This window comes from Halosimplex halobium (assembly GCF_051414055.1).
In the GTDB taxonomy this organism is placed as follows: domain Archaea; phylum Halobacteriota; class Halobacteria; order Halobacteriales; family Haloarculaceae; genus Halosimplex; species Halosimplex halobium.
Genome location: NZ_JBLKNX010000027.1, coordinates 39,422 through 55,042 on the forward strand (window position 1 = coordinate 39,422; position 15,621 = coordinate 55,042).

17 protein-coding genes are annotated in these 15,621 nt (G+C 71.1%); 9 read left to right on the forward strand and 8 right to left on the reverse strand.

The window, feature by feature from the left end; translation table 11 throughout:
• Nucleotides 1-132: 132 nt before the first annotated feature.
• Entirely contained in the window at nucleotides 133-300 is a 168-nt protein-coding gene (locus ACMGFG_RS22395) for a hypothetical protein (protein WP_167837471.1), read from the reverse strand.
• A gap of 97 nt (nucleotides 301-397) precedes the next feature.
• A complete protein-coding gene (locus ACMGFG_RS22400; RefSeq protein ID WP_436932509.1) occupies nucleotides 398-1,924 on the reverse strand; it encodes a sugar transferase in 1,527 nt (508 codons plus the stop codon).
• 246 nt (nucleotides 1,925-2,170) lie between these two features.
• Here ACMGFG_RS22400 and ACMGFG_RS22405 point away from each other — a divergent pair, with 246 nt between their 5' ends.
• The 3 genes from ACMGFG_RS22405 (at nucleotide 2,171) to ACMGFG_RS22415 (ending at nucleotide 6,394) form a co-directional block, all read left to right on the forward strand.
• Nucleotides 2,171-3,829: an O-antigen ligase family protein gene (locus ACMGFG_RS22405; protein WP_436932510.1), complete on the forward strand. Its 1,659-nt coding sequence runs from the start codon at nucleotides 2,171-2,173 to the stop codon at nucleotides 3,827-3,829.
• Nucleotides 3,830-3,912: 83 nt separating this feature from the next.
• The gene (locus tag ACMGFG_RS22410; RefSeq protein ID WP_436932511.1) at nucleotides 3,913-5,097 is read left to right on the forward strand and encodes a glycosyltransferase; all 1,185 of its coding nucleotides are present in this window, start codon (nucleotides 3,913-3,915) and stop codon (nucleotides 5,095-5,097) included.
• Between the two features lie 82 nt (nucleotides 5,098-5,179).
• Nucleotides 5,180-6,394, forward strand: coding sequence for a hypothetical protein (locus tag ACMGFG_RS22415; RefSeq protein WP_436932512.1), 1,215 nt, complete (start codon nucleotides 5,180-5,182; stop codon nucleotides 6,392-6,394).
• Here the strand turns inward: ACMGFG_RS22415 and ACMGFG_RS22420 are convergent.
• On the reverse strand, nucleotides 6,302-6,571 hold the full coding sequence (locus ACMGFG_RS22420; RefSeq protein ID WP_436932513.1) for a hypothetical protein: 270 nt from the start codon (nucleotides 6,569-6,571) through the stop codon (nucleotides 6,302-6,304). The two genes, ACMGFG_RS22415 and ACMGFG_RS22420, sit on opposite strands and share 93 nt — an antisense overlap.
• A gap of 110 nt (nucleotides 6,572-6,681) precedes the next feature.
• Between ACMGFG_RS22420 and ACMGFG_RS22425 the strand changes: the two genes are divergently transcribed.
• The gene (locus tag ACMGFG_RS22425; protein ID WP_436932514.1) at nucleotides 6,682-7,308 is read left to right on the forward strand and encodes a COG4315 family predicted lipoprotein; all 627 of its coding nucleotides are present in this window, start codon (nucleotides 6,682-6,684) and stop codon (nucleotides 7,306-7,308) included.
• Between the two features lie 86 nt (nucleotides 7,309-7,394).
• On the opposite strand, the gene ACMGFG_RS22430 is transcribed toward ACMGFG_RS22425, so the two are convergent.
• Entirely contained in the window at nucleotides 7,395-8,585 is a 1,191-nt protein-coding gene (locus ACMGFG_RS22430; RefSeq protein WP_436932515.1) for a glycosyltransferase family 4 protein, read from the reverse strand.
• 521 nt (nucleotides 8,586-9,106) lie between these two features.
• Between ACMGFG_RS22430 and ACMGFG_RS22435 the strand changes: the two genes are divergently transcribed.
• A complete protein-coding gene (locus ACMGFG_RS22435) occupies nucleotides 9,107-9,523 on the forward strand; it encodes a hypothetical protein (RefSeq protein WP_436932516.1) in 417 nt (138 codons plus the stop codon).
• 105 nt (nucleotides 9,524-9,628) lie between these two features.
• Here ACMGFG_RS22435 and serA read toward each other — a convergent pair whose 3' ends face one another.
• From serA to ACMGFG_RS22450, 3 genes are all read right to left on the reverse strand, one after another.
• A complete protein-coding gene (gene serA / locus ACMGFG_RS22440; RefSeq protein ID WP_436932517.1) occupies nucleotides 9,629-11,218 on the reverse strand; it encodes a phosphoglycerate dehydrogenase in 1,590 nt (529 codons plus the stop codon).
• Nucleotides 11,219-11,438: 220 nt separating this feature from the next.
• Complete coding sequence (locus ACMGFG_RS22445; protein ID WP_167837472.1) at nucleotides 11,439-11,606, reverse strand: DUF7556 family protein; 168 nt, start codon at nucleotides 11,604-11,606, stop codon at nucleotides 11,439-11,441.
• Between the two features lie 229 nt (nucleotides 11,607-11,835).
• Complete coding sequence (locus ACMGFG_RS22450; RefSeq protein WP_436932518.1) at nucleotides 11,836-12,513, reverse strand: MBL fold metallo-hydrolase; 678 nt, start codon at nucleotides 12,511-12,513, stop codon at nucleotides 11,836-11,838.
• Between the two features lie 101 nt (nucleotides 12,514-12,614).
• Between ACMGFG_RS22450 and ACMGFG_RS22455 the strand changes: the two genes are divergently transcribed.
• The 3 genes from ACMGFG_RS22455 to ACMGFG_RS22465 all read left to right on the forward strand — a co-directional run bounded on the left by ACMGFG_RS22455 (nucleotide 12,615) and on the right by ACMGFG_RS22465 (nucleotide 14,049).
• Nucleotides 12,615-12,824, forward strand: a complete 210-nt coding sequence (locus ACMGFG_RS22455; RefSeq protein ID WP_436932519.1) for a hypothetical protein — start codon at nucleotides 12,615-12,617, stop codon at nucleotides 12,822-12,824.
• A 61-nt stretch (nucleotides 12,825-12,885) separates the two neighbouring features.
• Entirely contained in the window at nucleotides 12,886-13,545 is a 660-nt protein-coding gene (locus ACMGFG_RS22460) for a helix-turn-helix domain-containing protein (protein WP_436932520.1), read from the forward strand.
• Between the two features lie 84 nt (nucleotides 13,546-13,629).
• A complete protein-coding gene (locus tag ACMGFG_RS22465) occupies nucleotides 13,630-14,049 on the forward strand; it encodes an HVO_A0114 family putative DNA-binding protein (protein ID WP_436932521.1) in 420 nt (139 codons plus the stop codon).
• A gap of 53 nt (nucleotides 14,050-14,102) precedes the next feature.
• Here the strand turns inward: ACMGFG_RS22465 and ACMGFG_RS22470 are convergent, their stop codons facing one another.
• Complete coding sequence (locus tag ACMGFG_RS22470) at nucleotides 14,103-15,197, reverse strand: aminopeptidase (RefSeq protein ID WP_436932522.1); 1,095 nt, start codon at nucleotides 15,195-15,197, stop codon at nucleotides 14,103-14,105.
• Nucleotides 15,198-15,287: 90 nt separating this feature from the next.
• Here ACMGFG_RS22470 and ACMGFG_RS22475 point away from each other — a divergent pair.
• A partial coding sequence (locus tag ACMGFG_RS22475; protein WP_436932523.1) for a hypothetical protein occupies nucleotides 15,288-15,621 on the forward strand: 334 nt, incomplete at its 3' end.

A 15,621-nucleotide genomic window follows, 5' to 3' on the forward strand; every position in this document is an offset into this window, starting at 1 on the left:
TCGGAAGCGGGACCGCAGTCCGGAGTCAGGATCGCGGTCCGGAGCCAGATTGCGGTCCGAGCCGGGTCCGCAGTCCGGAGCCGCTCCCACCGCTCGGGGGCAGTTCAGGAGTCGGGTTCGCGCCTGCGGTCGCTACTGCGTCACGTCGACCGTCAGGTCGCTGGCGATCCACCCGTCGGTGTTGCCCGATTCGATGAACACCGAGGTCCCGGGCCCGCCCTCGCAGACGGAGATCTCGGGCCGTTCGCGCGATTCCACGTCGGGTGTGGCGGCGACGTGCGACTGAGTACCGGCGGCCATTGCGAGCATTTAGGCAAACCTAAAAGATAAAGGGTGCGGTTTCGGGTGGCGGTTCCGCGTCGGGCGCGACGGGGGTGGGACCCGGCGGCGGCGGGCGTCAGTTCGAGTCCGCGCCGCGGCGGTCGGCGAGCCACCGGCGGGCGAGGCCGAGCGAGTCGGTGACCACCATCCAGACCTGCCGGACGACGATCTTCACGTCGAACCAGAACGACTGGTTGCGGATGTACGTGAGGTCGTACTGGAGCTTCGCGCGGGAGTTCTCGCTGGAGACCTCGTTGATCTGGGCCAGTCCGGTCAGCCCGGGCTTGACGAACCACCGCTTCTTCCAGGTGTCCATCTCGTTCTGGAGGAACTCCTCCTCGGCGGTCCAGGCGGCGCGCGGGCCGACGACGCTCATCTGGCCGGTGAAGATGGCCCACAGCTGGGGTAGCTCGTCGAGGTGCGTCCGCCGGAGGAACCGCCCGACGCGGGTGATCCTATCCTGCTCCTCCCCGGGGGCGGCCTGCTCGCCCTCGGGGCGCATGCTCCGGAACTTGTAGACCGGGAAGGTGTCGCCGAACTGGGTGGTGCGCTCCTGCCGGTAGAAGACCGGGCCGGGGCTGTCGAGCTTGATGGCGACCGCGATGGGGACGAACAGGACGGCGAGGACGGCCATCCCGACCGTCGCGAACGCCAGGTCGAACAGCCGCTTGGTCAGGCGGTTCTGCAGGTCCAGCGGCTCCATGTTGATCCCGATGAGCCGCTTGGTCCGCTCGGCGGAGATGGCGCCCTCCTCCTTGACGAGGACGCTCTCGTTGTGCTCGTTGAGGATCTCCACGTTCACGTCGTGGTCGTGGCAGGTCTCCAGCACGCCGAAAAACTCCGCGCGGTCGGTCTGGGGCAGGGCGGGGATCACCGTCTCGACGTTCGACCGCTGGAGGATGTCGTCCAGCCGCGAGAGCCCGCCGAGACACTCGTACTGGGTCAGCTTCTCCGGGATCCCGGCGTGGCCGCCGTCGGCGTCGACCCCCTCCGCCGAGACGGGGTCGCGGGCGTCCGTCGGCGAGTAGGCGTACCCGACGACCGGCTCGGCGGCCGCCTGGACCGCGGCCTCGATGCGCTTGGGGTTGTTGCCGACGACCAGCGTCCCGCCGCCCCGCTTGAGCTGCCAGTGCTGCAGGGCGGCGAACCAGAGCGGGAGGGCGACCGACAGGGTCCCGACGGTCGACAGCAGTACCACCCGCGGCAGCCGCAGCGTGTAGTCGAAGTAACCGACCGTGGCCAGGGCCGCCGTCACCACCAGCAGCGAGCGGACCGTCCCCGTCACCGTGTCGAGGATCCGCCGCGGCTGGGGCTTGCACAGCGGCAGCACGGCCACGACCGTCACGACGCCCGTCAGCGCGAGCATCGTCGGCAGGTCCCCGCTGTGGCCGCCGATGTCGCTGGCGTGCCAGAGCAGCGCGTGGCGGTCGAACACCCCGCGGGCCTCCGCGAGGCCGACGACGGCGAGCGTCAGGGCCGTGATCCCCACCAGCCCCGCGCCCGAGAGAACCCGATAGACGTTTTTCGGATCCCGGGTCGAGTCACTGCCGAGCAGCGTCGGGCGTGAACGCGCTTCCGTGTTCGACCCGGTATCCGCGGCCATCGAGATGGTTTAGGCATACCTAAATTAAAAGAGTACAGGTTTCGTCCTCGTCGGAGTCGCCCAGCTGACACGAGGGCTCGGGTGGCGTTCGTGTCGGGAACGACACTCCGGGCGGCGTCGGCGTTGCCCTGTGACGGCCCGTGTGCGGCCGTCTGTGGCAGTCACAGGTGTGCGCCCGCGACCGGAGTCCACCGGGTCCGGGGAGTGGGCGGGATTAATATGGTCGTCCGTAATCGTGAGACGTAGATGGTCGACCGGTTCGGGACGATCCGCCACGACGCGCGCTCCGCGGCCGCCAGTGCGTTCGACGCCGTCCGACCCGCCACCGCGTTCGCGGCGGCGCTGGTCGGCTTGCTCGTGGTCGCGGTCCCGGCCGGATACCACCTCCTGGGGCTCCCGGTCGCTCCACTACTCGCCGCGGGCACGGGCCTGTACGGTCTCGCAGTCGCGGTGTCGGGCCGCCCGTTCGACGGGCTCTGTGCCGCTCTGTTCGTCACGGTCGCGTTCAACGTCAACGCCTACCCGGGACCGTACCCCGTCCCGCTGGCGGATCCCCTGCTCGTGGACCTGCTGGCGGTCGGGGTGCTCGGGGTGGCGCTGTCCGACCGCGCGCTCGACCGGCCCCGCTCCCCCCGGACCATCCGGGAGCGGGTCGGGCGCGTTCGCGCCATCGGTGACCGGACTGGCTGGAATCGGGCCATCGGCACGTGGCGCGAGCGAGCAGGCGCCCTCCGGGAGTGGCTCCCGGGCACCGACGGGTGGCTCGTCGTCGGCGCGCTCGCGGCGTTCGCCGGCTGGGCGTACCTGTCGGCCGCCGTCGGGAACGGGCCGTCGACCGGCGCGGCCGTCCAGTACGCCGAGGAACATCTGCGGTACCTCCTCCTGCTCGTGACGGCCGCGGTCGTCGCCCGCGAGGCCGACCCGCGGGCGGTGCTCTCGCCGCTCGCGCTCGGGCTCTGCGGGGCTCTGGTGTTCGCCGTCGACGAGGTGGCCGCCGGGCGGGCGGGGTACCTCGTCAACTTCGGGGCGCTCGGACCGGCCGTCGCCCGGTGGTGGCCCTCGCCGTCGCCGACCGCGTTCCCGGCGGGCGCGACGGTGATATACGAGGGGGCTGCGGTCGGCCAGAGCCGGGCGACGGTCGGGCTCGGAATCGCCCTCGTGGGACTCTCGCTGGCCGCGGTGCCGCGGTCGCGGTGGCGCGCGCTCGCCCCGGTCGGCGCGCTCCTGGGCGTCGCCAGCGTCGTGGCGAGCGGCTCCCACGCGGCGATCGTCGGCCTGTACGGCACCGTCGGCGTCGTGGCCGTCTACTGGCTGTCGCTGGTGGCCGACCGGCTGGGCGGGGCGCGGGCGCGGCGGCTGGTCTGGCCGGGTTCGCTGGCCGCGGGCGGCGCGGTCGCGCTCTGGGCCGCGGTCGCCGTCCTCGGCGGCGCGGACCGGGTCCTGTTCGTCAGGACGAACACCCTCGCGATCCGGCTCGAACAGTACGCGCTCGCGCTGGAGCTGGCCGCCCGCTACCCGCTGTTCGGCCTCGGCGGCGGGCTGAACGTCCACCGGACGACCGGCCGGCTGATCCACAGCCTCCCGCTCCAGCAACTCGCCGCCACCGGCGTGCCCGGCTTGCTCGCGTACGTGACCGCCCAGGCGGGCGCGACCTGGCTCGCCGCGAAGCGGCTGCTGTGGGGCCGGCCGGCGGACCGCTGGCGCTGGGCCGGCGTCCTCGCCGCGCTGGTCGGGGTCTCGCTGTACTCGCTGTGGGTCGTCGCCTACCGGTGGCCGTCGGTCAACGCGGTCTACTGGATCCTCGCCGGCGCCGCCGTCGGCGGGCCCGCCCCGCCGGTCCGCCTCGCCGACCTCGCTTCGCGCGCCCGGGTCGCCCTGCCGGCCCCGCTCGGCGACGACTCGTGACGGTTTCGGGCGGACGTGCCCCCTGTCCGCGCTGTTTTTGGCCGGCCTAAGAATCGAAGCGCTTATTCCGGGATCGTTCCGGTGTGGACGTACGGGATTCGGGGCCGTCCGGCACCCCGTCGGCCCCGGTCCGGATCGACCGCGCACCAGTCATGTCCAGCGACTCCCAGCCGGCCGACGCGCCGAACGTCCTGCAGGTCTGTACCTACTACTACCCGTTCACCGGCGGGATCCAGAAGCTGGTCCGGACGCTGGTGACCGGGATCGACGACGCGAACTTCCGGATACTCACGTGCGCCGAACGCGGGCGCGGCGGCGTCGACGAGAAACACGGGACGCGTGTCGTCCGGGCCGGCTCGCTCGGGGCGGTCAAGTCGACGCCGATGAGCCCGACCTTCCCCTATCGGCTGCGACGGCAACTCGACTGGGCGGACCTGGTCCACTACCACCTCCCCTTCCCACTCGGGCCGGTCAGCCACCTGTGCAACCGGGTGGAGACGCCGGCGGTCGCAACCTTCCACGACGACATCATCGGCAAGGGGCCGGTCGTCTACCCCTACAGGCCCGTCCTCGACCGGTTCCTCGGCGACGTGTCCAGGGTTATCGTCACCTCGCCGAACATGCGCGACGAGTGCGCGCAGGTCGCGAAGTTCCGCGAGAAGGCCGAGGTCGTCCCGATCGGGATCGAGGCCGACGACGACCCCGTCGAACCCCGGTCCCCCGAGGGACGGCACCTCCTGTTCGTCGGCCGGCTCGTCGAGTTCAAGGGCGTCGAGTACCTCATCTCGGCGATGTCGGACCTCGACGCGACGTGTTCGATCGTCGGCAAGGGACCGGCCCGCGAGGCGCTCGAACGGCACGCCCGCGAGGCGGGGGTCGCCGACAGGGTGACCTTCGAGGGGTTCGTCTCCGAGGAGCACCTCGACCGGCTCTACCGCGAGGCCGACCTGTTCGTCCTCCCCTCGGCCGGCGAGAACGAGTCGTTCGGCATCGTCCAGCTGGAGGCGATGCAGCGCGGGCTCCCGGTGATCAACACGGCGCTGCCGACCGGGGTCCCGTTCGTCAGCGTCGACGGCGAGACGGGCCTGACGGTCGAACCTGGCGACCCGGCGGCGATCGCCGACGCCGCGCGGACGCTCCTCGGAGACCCCGAACGGTACCGCCGCTACTCGGCCAACGCCCGGCGGCGCGTCCGCGAGCGGTTCACCCGGGCGCGGATGCTCGACGAGACGCGCGCCGTCTACCACGACGTGCTCGCCGGGGAGTAGCTCACACTCGACTGTCCAGCGGGAGTCGGCCCCCGCTCGCCGATCCGCAGGTATATACTTCGCCCGCGAAAACCCGCGGCCGATGGTCGCCCTCGCCGTCGTCGCGGTCGTCCTGGCGTTCGCGCTGCTCGCGCGGCGCCGCTCGCGGCTCTTCCAGGCGTCCGGCGGGCTCGCGCTCGCGGCCCACCTCGCGTTCGCGCTGGTCGTCCTTCCGCTGCTACCCTACACCTGGGACATCGGCGAGTTCCACGCGATCGCGACGGGCCTGCTCCGGGGCGCCGAGGCGAACCCGTTCTCGTCGCTCGACGCCTTCGGGACCGTCCAGGCGGTCCTCTACGCGATGTTCGGCGCCGACCCGACGACGCTGGCTGTCGTCAACGGCCTGCTGGCCGTGCTGATGGCCCTGCCGGCGTGCTATCTCGCCCGCCGGCTGTACGACCCTCTCGAATCGACCGACGGGCTGTTGCTGGCGATGCTCTTTCTCCCCTTCCCGTTCCTGTTCAGCAGCCTCCCGATGCGCGACGGCCTCTCGACGCTGCTCGCGCTGGCCCTCCTCGCAGTCTGCGTGCGGGCGATCGCCGACCGGCGCCACTGGTGGGGGCTCGCCGCCCCGCCGCTGTGGGCGATGCTCTTCTTCCTGCGGGAGGAGCTGGCCCTCCTCGTCCTGCTGGGCGCGGCCGGGTCGCTGCTGGTCGCGGGGCTCCGGCGGGTCGCCGATCGGGAGGTCACGCTCGCGTCGCTGGCGCTCGCCGGCGTCCCGGTCGGCGTCGCCGGGTTCGCGCTGTTCACCCGGCTGTTCCCCGTCGACGCCCTCAACTCGCGGCTGCAGTATCGGATCATGGGCGGCGCCGCCTACCTCGGCTTCGAGCGGTACGGCTCCTGGCTGGACGTGCTCCTGGCCGCGCCGGTCCGGGCGATCTACTTCCAGTTCGCGCCCTTCCCGCTGCACGTCGACTCGGCGTTCGACCTCGTCGCCGTCCTCTCGCTGCCGCTGCTGGTCGTCCTCGCGACGACGGCGTACCTGACGCTCCGGCGCGTCGAGCACGACCCAGTCGTAGCTTTCCCCCTGCTGGTCGTCTACCTCGGCGGGATCGTCGGCTACGGCCTGATCGACTCCAACTTCGGCACGACGATCAGACACCGGTCGGTGTTCGTCTTCCTGCTGGCCGTCTTCGCCGCGCCGGCCCTCGAATCGTGGTGGCGGTCACTCCGCCTCCGGGTAGAGGTACCGCTCGGTCAGCGCCGCGACCGAGACGAACACCAGCGCGAAGCTGAGGAACTTGACCCCCGCGCCTAGGTTCGAGCCGAACACCGACACGACGCTGAGGAGTACGACCGCGGCGAGCGCCGCGAACAGGGCGCGCTCGCCGCCCAGCCGCGAGAGCAGGACGCTCCCCTCGGCCCACCGCCGCAGCGTCCGCAGGACCCGATAGGTCGCGGACTCGGAGAACGGTTCGATGTCGCGCGGGCTCATCGCTCACCGGGAGTACGGAAAACGGCTACATAACGGTTGTGTCACCCTGTGACTGCCCGCCGCCGCAACGGACCACAGCAGTTATTGTGTTTTAGGACTGCCTAAAAAACATGTTAGGGTTCAGTACTGACGACGGGTCGGCCACCCGGCGCGAGTACCTGACGTACGTCGGTGGGGTCGTCGGCGGCGGACTGCTCGCGGGGTGTTCGAACCGGTCCGGCGGCGGCACCGAACCGGCGGGGACGGACACCGCTGCCCCGACTGAGACGCCCACGCCGGCGGCGACGGACCCGGCGGCCGGGACCGGGACGCCCGCGCCGACGGACACCGAACCGGCGTCCCCAACGAGCACCGCCGCGGGGTCGGGGACGCCGACCGTACGAGTCCGCTCGCACCCCGACCTCGGGGAGACCCTCGTCGACGGCGAGGGGATAACCCTGTACATGTACGACCCCGACCCGCAGGGTTCGGGGTCGAGCACCTGTTACGACGGGTGTGCCGACGCGTGGCCGCCGCTCACCGTCGAGGGCGACCCGACTGCCGGCGTCGACGTGGCTGCCGAGCTGACGACCTTCGAGCGAACCACCGGGGCCGTGCAGGTCGCGGCGAACGGGTGGCCGCTGTACTACTGGGTCGACGACGAGGAACCCGGCGACGCGACCGGCCAGGGCGTCAACGAGGTCTGGTGGGTGCTCACGCCCGAAGGGGTCCCCGTCCGGAGCGACGGGAGCAACTGAACGGCGACCGACGGCGTTCGGCGACGGTCCGGCGACGCTCCGGTCGGATAGCCCGTCGGGTCGACCGCGGGAACGGGTTCCGACGGTCACCCGACGTGGTCCGCGAACAGTTCCTCCAGCCGGTCGGTCACCGCTTCCCAGGTGTATCCCTCCGCCAGCACGTACGCCCGGCAGGCCTCGCCCGCGCTTGCCCGCTCGTCCGCGGACAGTCCCGCCCACGCGGCCAGGCGGTCGGCGAGCGCGTCGGCCTCGCCGGGCGGCACCAGCAGCGACTCGGGGACCGACGACCGGTCGGCCAGCGGGCCGAGGATCTCCGGCGTCGCCCCCGCGGTCGTGCCGACGACCGGGGTCCCCGCGGCCAGCGCCTCCAGCGTCGCGAGCCCGAACCCCTCCAGCTCCAGCGTCGGCAGGACGAACACGTCCGCGCCGGCGTACAGCCCCGGCAGGTCCTCCTCGGGGACGTACCCCAGGAAGGTCACGTCCGATGCGACGCCGAGGCGCTCGGCCCGCGCGACCAGGTCATCCCGGAGCGGCCCGTCGCCGCCCACGTACAGGTGCGCGTCGAGTCCGTCTCCGACTACCCGCGCGAACGCGTCGAGTAGCGTCTCCAGCCCCATCCGCGGCGTGAGCCGCCGCACCGTCAGGACCGAGAGGGCCTCGTCGCCGAAGGTCCCGGGGGCCGGCCTGTCGAGCGGCGCGAACCGGTCGACGTCGACGCCGCCCGGGACGACACGGATCGGCGGGCCGTCCGGGTGGTAGTCCCGCACCCGCTCGCGCATGAACTCGCTCAGCACGACCGTCGCGTCGCTGCGGCCCACCACGCGACCCTCGATCCGGTGGCGCAGCGTCCGGTTGAGCCAGTGCCACGGCGCGGCCCACGGGCTCGGGTCGACGAGCCGGTCGCGGTACTCGACGCCCCACAGCCCGTGGACCGTGTACGTCCGCGGGACCGCGTCGGGGGTCGCCCGGTCGACGCCCAGCGAGCTCAGCGCCCCGTGGAAACTGACCAGGTCGACCGGCTCCGTCGCCCGGACCGACTCGACGAGTCGGCCGAGTTCCCGCAGCGTCGCCGGGAGCTTCGGGACCGACGCGCCGTAGCGGTACACGTCCATCCCGGCGACCGTCTCCCGCCCGGGGGTGTCCCCGCGCTGTCTGGTGATCACCGACACCCGGTGTCCCCGCTCGACGAGCCGGCGGCCGACCTCGTAGTTGTACCGCCCCGAGCCCGTCGCCGACGGGTCCGGATAGAGGTTGTTCGTCGCCGCGAGGACGTGCATACCCCCGACTGTTCCGCCGCGCGGAATGAGCGTTACGAACCATCTTTTTCCCGGAGGGGTTTCCTCGCGCGCTGGAAGCGCGCTGCGGGGAACCCTTCCGGCAAAAAGATGGGTGAAAAAAGACCGGACGCAGCGGTCGCTTCGCTCCCTCGCGTCCGGCGAACCGGCGCTCCGCGCCGGATGCTATCGGCACCGAGCAACCGCGGTGGCGCACGCCGGAGTGCGGGTTCGTTCACGCGACGGAATCGCGCGAGGTCTGCGGGCGACCCGGGTGCCGCCCGGGCGATCCGATCGCTCGGGTGGCCCGAGCGATCGGATGTCTCTCGCTGTCTTCGCGAGCGCGGCGAGGGCGTTCACCGCACCGGAGACTGCGGCGGCGTTCCCGGCTAGCGACCGGGCCGACACGAAACAGCCACTGCGGGAGATCGCAGGAAAGCGGCCGGACAGCACCGATCGTCAGACGCGTGTCGGGCGCTCGTCTGCCCCGTCTTTTTCCGCGGGCGACACCTCGGTTCGGAGGCATGGCCGCGAACGCCGACCCACCAGAACAGGGGGAACTCTATCCATGCACCGACCGCCAGTCGGCGGGCGAGTCGTGCGGCCACTCGACGACCGACGCCGGACCGACCGGCCGAGCCGACGCCGGAGCGGCCGACCGGACCGCTCTCACGGTAGACGAGCGACCCGAGACGTTCTACCTGGCGAAGATCGCCCTGCTGGAAGCCAGAGTCGCGACGCTCGAACGCCGTCTCGAATCGAAGGAGGCGGACCTCCAGCACGTCGTCGACCGCTACGAACGCGTCCTCCGGGGACGCGACGCCTGCCGCGACGAACCACTCGTCGCCGACGAGTTCGACCTCGAAGCCGGCGACACCGCGGACGACGAGCGCGACCGCCCGACCGGCGCGCTCGACCGCCTCCGCGGGCTACTGAGATAGTCGCGGCCGTCGCGTGGGGAGGACCGCCGTTTTCGAGAAACCCGAGAAACAGCGTCGACGAGCGGCAGCGTCGACGGGCGGTAGCGTCGACGAGCGTGAGCGCCGCTACTGCCCGTTGAGCGAGATCTGCGTGATGTCGATGACGCGCTCGTCGTCGAGCAGCCGCGCGACGGTGTCGTCGGGGACGGGGTCGTCGAGGTTGTAGACGGTGAGCGCCTCGCCGCCGATGGTCTCGCGGCCGTTGAACATCCCGGCGATGTTCACGTCGGCCTCGCCGAGGACGGTGCCGATGAAGCCGATGACGCCGGGTACGTCCTCGTTGCGGGCGACGAGCATGTGGCCGTGGGGGACGGCGTCGACGCGGTAGCCGTCGATGCGGACGATGCGGGCGTCGTCGCCGGCGAACTGCGTCCCGGAGACGCTGACCGAGTCCTCGCCGTCGGAGACCGTGACGGTGACGAGACTCTGGAAGTCCTCGGCGGAGCTGGTTTTGGACTCGGTCACGTCGATGCCCCGCTCCTCGGCGATGCGCCCGGCGTTGACGGCGTTGACCTGCGTCTCGACGACGTCCTCGAAGACGCCCTTCAGCGCGGTCGCGGTGACGATGTCGGTGTCGTGCTCGGCGATGTCGCCGGCGTAGGAGACCTCCACGTCGGAGACGTGGCCGCCGAACAGCTGGACGGCGATGGTGCCGGCGGTGTCGGCGAGTTCGAGGTACGGCTCGACGGCGGGGAACGCGCTCTCGTCCATCGAGGGGGCGTTCAGGGCGTTGATGACCGGTTCGCCGTTGAACGCGGCGAGGATCTGGTCGGCGGTCGAGGTGGCGACCGACTCCTGGGCGGCCTCCGTGGAGGCGCCGAGGTGGGGCGTGACGACCACGTCCTCGACGGCCAGCAGCGGGTTGTCGGGGTCGACCGGCTCGTCGGCGAACACGTCGATGGCGGCGCCCTTGAGGAGGCCGTCCTCGACGGCCTCGGCGAGCGCGGGCTCGTCGATGATGCCGCCGCGGGCGCAGTTGACGACGTACCCGCCCTCGAGCTGGGCGAGCTCCTCCTCGCCGATCATGTTCTCGGTCTCGTCGGTCAGCGGCGTGTGGACCGTGATGAAGTCGGCGCGTTCGAGGCACTCGTCCAGCGAGTCGACGAGGTCGGCGCCGAACCGGTCGGCGCGCTCCTGGCTGATGTAGGGGTCGTAGGTGACCAGATCCATGCCCAGCGCGTCGAGGCGCTTGGCGACCTCCTGGCCGACGCGGCCGAAGCCGACGACGCCCAGCGTCTTCTCGTTGAGCTCGGTGCCGAGGAACTCGCCCTTGGCCCACTCGCCGTCCCGGAGGCGGTTGTGGGCCTGGGGGATCGAGCGGGCGGTCGCGAACGCCATCGCGACGGAGTGTTCGGCGGCGGCCCGGACGTTACCCTGCGGGGCGTTGGCGACGATGACGCCGTGGTCGGTGGCGGCCTCGATGTCGATGTTGTCGACACCGATGCCTGCCCGGCCGACGATCTGCAGGTCCGGCGCGGCGGCGACCACCTCCGCGGTGACCTCCGTGCCCGACCGGACGACCATCGCGTCGGCGTCCGCGACGGCGTCCAGCAGCGCGTCGCCCTCCACGTCGTAGGCTGTCTCGACCTCGTGGCCCGCATCGCGTAACCGGTCCAGACCCGCGTCCGCGATCGGGTCCGTGACGAGTACCTTCATGGGCGTCAGATCCCCTCGCCGGGGTATAACGCTTGTTTTCTCCGGACACGGTCGAGGACACTATCGACACTGTCGACACAGTCGGGGCGGACGGGCGACCCCGGTCGGGCGGTCGAACGAGCGACTGCAGTCACGAACGGTGAGAATCGGACGGGACGATGCGAGAATCCGAACCGACTCGGCGCCGGGCGACCGCCGACGAGTCAGAACGGGGCGGCCCTCACCGCCACTCCGGGAGGGTGGCGGCGTCGGCCAGCGGCGCTGTGAGATAGGCGTCGTCGCAGCTGATGTCGGCGATTACGAGCGTCTCGGTGGGGCCCTCCTCGACGGAGGCCATGACTTCGGCGTTCGTTTCCACCTCGGCTTCAGCGACCATATCCGGCGCCATGTGTGACAACATGTAGCAACCACCTATATACCTGTCGGAACGATTCTCACGGATTGAAAACCCGGTGTCAGACGACCGTCAGACGTGCGAACGACGCGGGGACGGTCGCCGCAAAATCTGCCGGGGCTTTTCAGTGCGCGGAGCGCGAGTAAGCCCGGCGGATCGGCGCTGCGGCCGGTCCGAGAAGTCGGCGCCCGGGACGGTCAGAATAGTCGGCACCCGGGCGGAGTCAGCCCTCGATGGACTCGCCGATCGCGGCGATCCGGTCGTCGTCGGCCGCGGCGAACCCGCCGTGGTAGCAGAGGACGCCGTCGACCGCCAGGCTCGCCAGCCGCGCGACCGACTGCCCGGCCTCGGCCGTGTCCAGGGTGAAGCGCTCGCTGGGGCCCTGCAGTTCCCCGTCGGCGGCCGTCAGCGCGTCCGCGGCCAGCAACAGCCGCTCGTCGGGCAGGTACAGCGAGACGTGCCCCGGCGCGTGACCCGGCGTGTAGACCACTCGCATCGGCCCCGCCCTCGTCCGGAAGACCTCCTGGTCGACGAGTTCCACGTCGACCGGGACCGCCGGGTAGCGCTCGCCGTCGCCCTTGATCGGCTCCTCTCGACCGTCGACGTAGGGGGCGCAGGCCTCGTGGGCGACCACGACCGCGTCGGTCTCCTCCTGCACGCTCGCAAGCGCGCCCGCGTGGTCGCCGTCCTGGTGGGTTATCAGGACCGCCCACACGTCCGCCCACGCGAAGCCGGCCGCCTCGATCTCCGCGCCGAGCGCCTCGGCCTGGCCCGGGAGCCCCGCATCGACTAGCAGCAGGCCCCGCTCGGTCTCGACGGCCGCCGGGTGGAAGGCCCGCTCGCCGTCGTCGGTCTCGACCGTCTCCGTGAACGCGTAGACGCCCTCGGTGAGTTCCTCCATACCCGGATCTCGTGAGCGAGTGACAAAGTACGTCGGGCCGCGGCGAACCCCACCGCGACGGCCGGAGGAACTTTGACGCGGCGGCGCCACACTGTCGCGGTATGGACGACGACGCCCTCCAGGCGCGCCTCCGCCGCATCGAGCGCCGACAGAACATCGTCCTCGCACTGCTCGTCGTACTGTATCTCGTCGCCGCGGCGGAGCTGTTCGGGTACTGGGTCACTACCGTGGTCGCGACCGCGCTCGCGCTCGTCGGGTTCGCCTACGTCGTCGTCAGCCGCAGGCGGCGCCGGGACGCGGTCGAAGCCTGACCCGTCGGGGGACCGTCCACTCGACCGACGAATCTTTGCCGAGCGGGCCGTACACCGACCCATGCGGTACGTGACGCTGCTCGTGAGTCCGACGGAGGGGCAGGGCTTTCACCCCGTCGGCGAGCGGATCGCCCGCGACCCGGACGTGACGGGCGAGGCGATCCACCGGATGGACGACCTGGGCGACGGGACGGTGACGCTGCTGACCGAACTGACCGGCGACATCGACCGCTACCGGGCGATCATGGCCGAGACGCCCGAGGTGCGCGAGTTCACCGTCGCCGCGGGCGAGGAGGGCCGCGGCTGGGGCTACTCCCGCGTCGAGACGAACGACCTCGTCGAGTACATGCTCGAACGCGACCGCGAGCTCGAACTCGTCCGCGACATGCCCATCGAACTCACCGACCGGGGCGACCAGCGAGTGACGCTGATCGGCACCGAGGCGGCGTTCGCCCGCGCCATGCAGTTCCCCGAACCAGAGGGCTACGAGGTCACCGTCGAGAAGACCGGCGAGTACCACCCCGAGAGCGGCCGCCTGCTCGACGCGCTGACGAGCCGCCAGCGGGAGGTCCTGGAGGCGGCGGTCGCCGTCGGCTACTACGAGGCGCCCCGCGAGGCGACCCACGAGGACGTGGCCGAGGCCGCCGACTGTTCGCCCGCCACCGTCGGCGAACACCTCCAGAAGATCGAACGGGCCGTCTTCGGCGCGCTCGTGGAGTGAGTGCCCGGTTCGATCCGGCGGAACGCATTTCCGAGTTCGGCCCGCCCGTTTCGTACGAGAAGTTTCGACCAGAGGTGAACGACCATGGCCACGACTGGCACTGACCCGGCGTCAGACCGCGTCCTGCACATCCGCTTCGAGCGGAGCGACAGCGACCGCATCGAGGAGACACTCCGCACGATCGACGACGGGGAACGACCCGACCCGTACTTCGAGGTCACGTTCCACGACGCCGACCAGCTCCACCGCGTGACGCGACCGAAGAACCTCGAGTTGCTCCGGACGATCGCCCGCGAGGAACCGTCCGGGATCCGCGAGACGGCCCGTCTCGTCGAGCGCGACGTTCGGCAGGTCCACCGTAATCTGACGGAGCTGGAAGAACTGGGCCTGATCGACTTCGAGACCGACGGCCAGTCGAAACGGCCGACCGTGTGGTACGACGCGCTCGAAGTCGACCTCCCGCTGCTCGAATCGGGCGGAGAGCCCGACGCCGCGGACGCCTGAACGGTCCGGCTCCGTCGCCGTGTGCTACTGGTGGCTCCGCTGCTCCAACCGCGCTACCCCTCGAACCCCTCTTCGAACCGGAAGGTGCCGTTCCGCTGGACGACCTCGCCGTCGACCTCGATGTACGACTCCTCGCTCATGTCGACGATCATGTCGACGTGCACCGCCGAGTCGTTCTGCTCGTTGCCTTCGCCGACGGTGTCGTCGTAGGCGCGGCCGACCGCCATGTGAACGGTGTCGCCCATCTTCTCGTCGAACAGCATGTTGTACGTGAACTCGTCGATGGCGCGGTTCATCCCGATGCCGAGTTCGCCCAGGCGGTTCGACCCATCGTCGGTCTCCAGCACGTTCGTCAGGACCTCCTCGTTCTTCCCGGCGGAGTGTTCGACGACCTCCCCGTTCTCGAACTTGCAGTACACGTCGGTCACCTCGCGGCCCTGGTGGTAGAGCGGCTTGTCGAAGTGGACCTCGCCCTCGACGGAGTCGGGGACGGGGGCGGTAAAGACCTCGCCGCCGGGGAGGTTGCGCTCGCCGTAGTCGTTCAAGGTGGGGTTGCCGGCGACGCTCATGGTCACGTCCGTCGAGTCGCCGGAGACGATGCGCACCTCCTCGGCGTCGTCCAGAATCGAGACCATCTGGGCCTGGAACGCCCGCTGTTCGTCCCAGTCGCGGACGATCGCGTCCCAGACGAAGTTCTCGTAGCCCTCCGTGCTCTGCTGGGCGAGCTGGGCGTTGGCGGGCGCGGGGTACTGGGTGAGACACCACCGCTTCGACAGGCGCTCGTTCAGCAGCTCCCGGGTGGCCGACTCGTAGGCCGTCGAGACCGCCGGGTCCACGTCGCTGGTCTGGGTGACGTTGTCGCTGCCCCGGATCACGATGTACACGTCCATCTCCTCGTACAGCGCCATCTGGTGGTCCGGCTGCTCGAAGTCGCCGTCGTGGTTGCGGAGGAACGCCCGGCGGAAGCGCTTGCCCGTGCGGTCCTGGATCACGAGCGGGCGGGCGCCGCGGTCGGCGATGACCTCGTGCAGCGCCGTCACCAGGTCCTCGGCCTCCGGGTGGGCGTCGACGACGACCTCGTCGCCGGCCTGCAGGTCGACGGAGTGGTCACAGATGATCTCGGCGTGTTCGCGAACGCGTGCGTCCATGCCCGAGCCCTCGGTCGCGCGCGTGAAACCGGTTTCGTCGTCCGGCGACCGGGGCCACGTTTTATTACAGTCTGCGTTACATCTGTGCCCATGAGTCGCAGTCGGACGCCCTCCGTCCGCGCCCGCCGCGGCGGCGACCCGCGCGTGGTCGCCGCCGAGTTGACCGTCGTCGTCGGGGCGCTGGTCGCGCTCGCGGCGTACGTGAACCTGACCGACGCCGCCGCGAGGCCGGTCAGGGATGTCGTCGTCGCGTCGACCGGCATCGACCGCCACCTGGCCCGTGCGGCCGTGCAGGGTTCGCTCGTGCTGGGGGGCGTGGGCGCCGCCGCCGCCTGGTTCGCCGCCGCGCGGGACGTGTCGCTGCCGCTGTCGGTCCCCGACCGCGAGGCCGGCGCCCTCCTCGGCGCGGCGGCGGTCGGCGCCA

Excerpts from the sequence above, each read along its gene's own strand:
- ACMGFG_RS22420 (WP_436932513.1), bottom strand. The coding sequence starts at position 6,571 with ATGAGCCCGCGCGACATCGAACCGTTCTCCGAGTCCGCGACCTATCGG.
- serA (WP_436932517.1), bottom strand. The coding sequence starts at position 11,218 with ATGAAGGTACTCGTCACGGACCCGATCGCGGACGCGGGTCTGGACCGG.
- ACMGFG_RS22455 (WP_436932519.1), top strand. The coding sequence starts at position 12,615 with ATGGACGACGACGCCCTCCAGGCGCGCCTCCGCCGCATCGAGCGCCGA.
- ACMGFG_RS22425 (WP_436932514.1), top strand. The coding sequence starts at position 6,682 with ATGTTAGGGTTCAGTACTGACGACGGGTCGGCCACCCGGCGCGAGTAC.
- ACMGFG_RS22415 (WP_436932512.1), top strand. The coding sequence starts at position 5,180 with ATGGTCGCCCTCGCCGTCGTCGCGGTCGTCCTGGCGTTCGCGCTGCTC.
- ACMGFG_RS22445 (WP_167837472.1), bottom strand. The coding sequence starts at position 11,606 with ATGGCGCCGGATATGGTCGCTGAAGCCGAGGTGGAAACGAACGCCGAA.
- ACMGFG_RS22435 (WP_436932516.1), top strand. The coding sequence starts at position 9,107 with ATGGCCGCGAACGCCGACCCACCAGAACAGGGGGAACTCTATCCATGC.
- ACMGFG_RS22395 (WP_167837471.1), bottom strand. The coding sequence starts at position 300 with ATGGCCGCCGGTACTCAGTCGCACGTCGCCGCCACACCCGACGTGGAA.
- ACMGFG_RS22460 (WP_436932520.1), top strand. The coding sequence starts at position 12,886 with ATGCGGTACGTGACGCTGCTCGTGAGTCCGACGGAGGGGCAGGGCTTT.
- ACMGFG_RS22450 (WP_436932518.1), bottom strand. The coding sequence starts at position 12,513 with ATGGAGGAACTCACCGAGGGCGTCTACGCGTTCACGGAGACGGTCGAG.
- ACMGFG_RS22400 (WP_436932509.1), bottom strand. The coding sequence starts at position 1,924 with ATGGCCGCGGATACCGGGTCGAACACGGAAGCGCGTTCACGCCCGACG.
- ACMGFG_RS22465 (WP_436932521.1), top strand. The coding sequence starts at position 13,630 with ATGGCCACGACTGGCACTGACCCGGCGTCAGACCGCGTCCTGCACATC.
- ACMGFG_RS22405 (WP_436932510.1), top strand. The coding sequence starts at position 2,171 with ATGGTCGACCGGTTCGGGACGATCCGCCACGACGCGCGCTCCGCGGCC.
- ACMGFG_RS22430 (WP_436932515.1), bottom strand. The coding sequence starts at position 8,585 with ATGCACGTCCTCGCGGCGACGAACAACCTCTATCCGGACCCGTCGGCG.
- ACMGFG_RS22470 (WP_436932522.1), bottom strand. The coding sequence starts at position 15,197 with ATGGACGCACGCGTTCGCGAACACGCCGAGATCATCTGTGACCACTCC.